At 39.6% G+C, this 3,354-nt stretch carries 6 protein-coding genes; all 6 read right to left on the reverse strand.

Annotation, left to right across the window (positions count from 1 at the left end; genetic code table 11):
* Nucleotides 1-211 precede the first annotated feature (211 nt).
* The gene (locus R7F07_RS24475; RefSeq protein ID WP_171343486.1) at nt 212-649 is read right to left on the reverse strand and encodes a hypothetical protein; all 438 of its coding nucleotides are present in this window, start codon (nt 647-649) and stop codon (nt 212-214) included.
* A 143-nt stretch (nt 650-792) separates the two neighbouring features.
* Complete coding sequence (locus tag R7F07_RS24480; RefSeq protein ID WP_080607102.1) at nt 793-1,203, reverse strand: cytidine deaminase; 411 nt, start codon at nt 1,201-1,203, stop codon at nt 793-795.
* 160 nt (nt 1,204-1,363) lie between these two features.
* Complete coding sequence (locus R7F07_RS24490) at nt 1,364-1,663, reverse strand: hypothetical protein (protein WP_171343483.1); 300 nt, start codon at nt 1,661-1,663, stop codon at nt 1,364-1,366.
* Between the two features lie 142 nt (nt 1,664-1,805).
* Nucleotides 1,806-2,141, reverse strand: a complete 336-nt coding sequence (locus R7F07_RS24495; protein WP_171343482.1) for an energy transducer TonB — start codon at nt 2,139-2,141, stop codon at nt 1,806-1,808.
* A 143-nt stretch (nt 2,142-2,284) separates the two neighbouring features.
* On the reverse strand, nt 2,285-2,665 hold the full coding sequence (locus R7F07_RS24500) for a DUF4087 domain-containing protein (protein ID WP_045407178.1): 381 nt from the start codon (nt 2,663-2,665) through the stop codon (nt 2,285-2,287).
* Nucleotides 2,666-2,802: 137 nt separating this feature from the next.
* Nucleotides 2,803-3,171: a hypothetical protein gene (locus tag R7F07_RS24505; protein WP_318110583.1), complete on the reverse strand. Its 369-nt coding sequence runs from the start codon at nt 3,169-3,171 to the stop codon at nt 2,803-2,805.
* Nucleotides 3,172-3,354 lie beyond the last annotated feature (183 nt).

A 3,354-nucleotide genomic window follows, 5' to 3' on the forward strand; every position in this document is an offset into this window, starting at 1 on the left:
CCAGACTACTAGTGAAGTGAAAAAGATTGTCGGATTTTGGTTTCATTTATACCTCAATTTTCTAATTAATCTAACGCCCAATTAAGGTGTGAAGCACGCGACCACGATCCCCAATTTGACCACCGTAATCACTGAACTCAATCCAAACCCAAAATGCCAAGCGTGCTGAATCACTCTTAAATTGTTTGTTAGCACTATGGGTTCAGCTTCTTCATGGTTTTAGTGATTCTTTACCATGACTTAATTTTACACTTTTATATACAAGTACTTTTCCGACTACAATAAAGACTGCAGACAAAGCAACTAGAATAAAAGCGATTACTGAGAAAAGGTTTGCTTGCTCTTTGAGTCGTTTATCTCTTTGCAGTCTTTCTGTGATAATTTCCCAAATTGCATCGTTAGCTTCTTGAGATATACGGCTAGCTCTTTTTTTCAGTTCTTCTTTATCATCTATAGCTTGCAAAAGAGCGATATCTTTAAGCGTTCCCAATACTGCTAAGTTTGCCTCTTCCTGAATTGAATATTGCCATTCAACTCTTTCAGTGTCCCACCACCCAGAAAAATTTGCTTGCCAAACGACGGCTAAAACAGCAAATACTAGACCTGTTATCTCAAATCTATATCCAAGTAGTTCTAATTTATTTTTCAAGATGACTCCATATATCGAGATAGTGCTAACGCCCTGTTAAGGTGTGAGCGACGCAATACCGACGCCACCGCAGACCACCTTAAACACTAAACGCAACGTATAGTAAAAATGCCACGCGTTGCGAATCACTCTTAAACAGTTTGTTATAGCGCTTTGCCGTTTACAAGTGACCAATGATGAGGCATTAATTCTCGTATAGTTTTGAAAACCAATGCATTCTCTGAAGTTGTTATTGCTGCTTTGACGTCCCCACCCCAGTGGACAAGGCGCTCCTGGCAAACTCCGCATGGTGACAAGATTAGAAATTCATCGTTCTCATTCTCACGACACAGGCATAATGAGTGAGTCACTCGCTCATTGAGTTTGTGAGCCTCTAAATACGCTCCCACTTCCATGCATAATGAAAGAGCATCATTTTTAGTATCAGGAGCAATACTTGTTAATATTTTTCCTGACTCTGTTCTAACAGCCGCAGCACCACCCCAACCAGAAGGATATCGCATATTTACTAGTTCTATTGCTGCTTGATAAAGCTCTTTTTCGATATTATCCATGACCATCCATATTCAATTTTATCGAGCGCTATAACGCCCTGTTAAGGGGTGAGCAACGCAATACCGATGCCACCGCATACCACCTTAAACACTAAAACCAACGCATAGTAAAAATGCCACGCGTTGCGAATCCCTCTTGAACAGTTTGTTAGAGCGCAACTCACAGATTGAACAGAACTTTCAAAAGAGAATTTACCAAGGAAGAGATCCCTAGAAATAGAACTACTGGCAAACCTATCGCTATTATCAGTTTAAACTCGACAAACTGACCTACAACTGCATCACCATATCTACCACCCAGAAACTTTCTCGATTCGTCTCCTACCGTAGATGTGACTTCATCTGTGACCGTCTTGCGATCTTTACCTATGAATTCTTTAAACAACATAAAGCCGAAGGGAGCGATAATAATGCCACCGATAAGATATGAAATGTATTCAATTGTATCCGTCATATTCATATTTTTTCTCCTGCGCTCTAACGCCTTGTTAAGGTGTGAGGCACGCAATACCGTAGCCTCCGCATACCACCTTAAACCCTAAACCTAACGCATGGTTAAAAAGCCACGCGTGCCGAATCACTCTTAAACAATTTGTTATGTGTTAGATTTTAAAGACTAATTTTTGTTTTTGAGCAATAAGATCAACATCTTCAAGTGGCTCATATTTCCATTTGGACAATGCTTGTACAGCTACCTTTTCAAAGATCCCCTTTGGGGTGGAATCGATTACAACAATATCAGCCACATCTCCATTTTTAGTAATGTTAAACGTCATGACCACATACCCTGACAGGTTATTCTCTACTGCAACTTTAGGGTATCTCGGCGATACAAACTCTATTGGCTCTAGATCTAAATATTCCGATGAGTAAGTGTTTTCTACAGAACTTGAACACCCTGATACTAAGATCAAGATAAATAGTTGCAAAAATCTCATAATCTCTCTCTGACACATAACGCCTTGTTAAGGGGTGAGCAACGCAATACCGAAGCCGCCGCATACCACCTTAGTCACTAAAACTAACGCATAGTAAAAGTGCCACGCGTTGCGAATCCCTCTTGAACAATTTGTTAGGCGAATTACTTAAAAGGAAGTGGAATATCTTTCGTTATGGATATGTCCTCTAAACACTGCTTCAAAGGTAACTGCTTGGATTTATAGATTGTTGTAATCGAATTTTTCTCTTGGTCTACGTCCACTGTTAAACAAGCACAACTAAAACCATAGTTTCGATTTGTTCTAACAAATTCATTTTCATTTGCAGTCGCTTGATAAAGCAGTTCCATCGATTTATCGTCCAATGCATTTGAAGTACCTTGGACTGATATATCCCACGAGCCATCGCGATCAATCAACCACATATTGGCAGGAGAAGGGTTTTCAAGCCATCCACATCGAGTCTCTTCTGCCGTCGCTGTTAATGCAGAAAACATCCCCAGAATAACAATCAAAAATCTCATTACTGACTCCATTCGCCTAACGCCGCATTAAGGTGTGAGCGGCGCTTGGCTATACTTGAGCGAAGCGAAACTGCCAAGCGTTGCGAATCACTCTTAAATGCTTTGTTATGTGCTTATTACTACTCTGGCTTGTTTCGTCAGATGCCACGTAATTTAACAGCCTTATTTTTTACGATGCCATAAAATGTAACAGCCTTATTTTTTACGATGCCATAAAATGTAACAGCCTTACTTTGCTTTTTTAATTCATCTGACTTGTCATCTATTGCCTTCAAAATTGCTTTTGAAGGCAACATCAATACTGTTATTAATGCCAAAAGTAATGAAGCAGCCAGAGAGAACTTCTGGACCATTGGAGATATAGATAGACTTAGCCCCATTAAAGTAAGACTGTAGTAACAGAACATCAAAGGATGCCTCCACGCCAATTTACTCATTTTTCGCAAAATACCAATATTAATTAGTCCAGCGAAGAAAAATATAATGCCAACAACTTCTAACTTCATTTTACATTCCTAGTAAGTAACTTTATTTCTTTATCACATAACGCCTTGTTAAGGTGTGAGGCACGCAATACCGAAGGTTCCGCATAACACCTTAACCACTAAAACCAACGCATAGTAAAAATGCCACGCGTGCCGAATCACTCTTGAACAATTTGTTATACGAATTTCTTCAGTGCCAACACT

Source organism: Vibrio sp. YT-16, assembly GCF_033337405.1.
In the GTDB taxonomy this organism is placed as follows: domain Bacteria; phylum Pseudomonadota; class Gammaproteobacteria; order Enterobacterales; family Vibrionaceae; genus Vibrio; species Vibrio alginolyticus.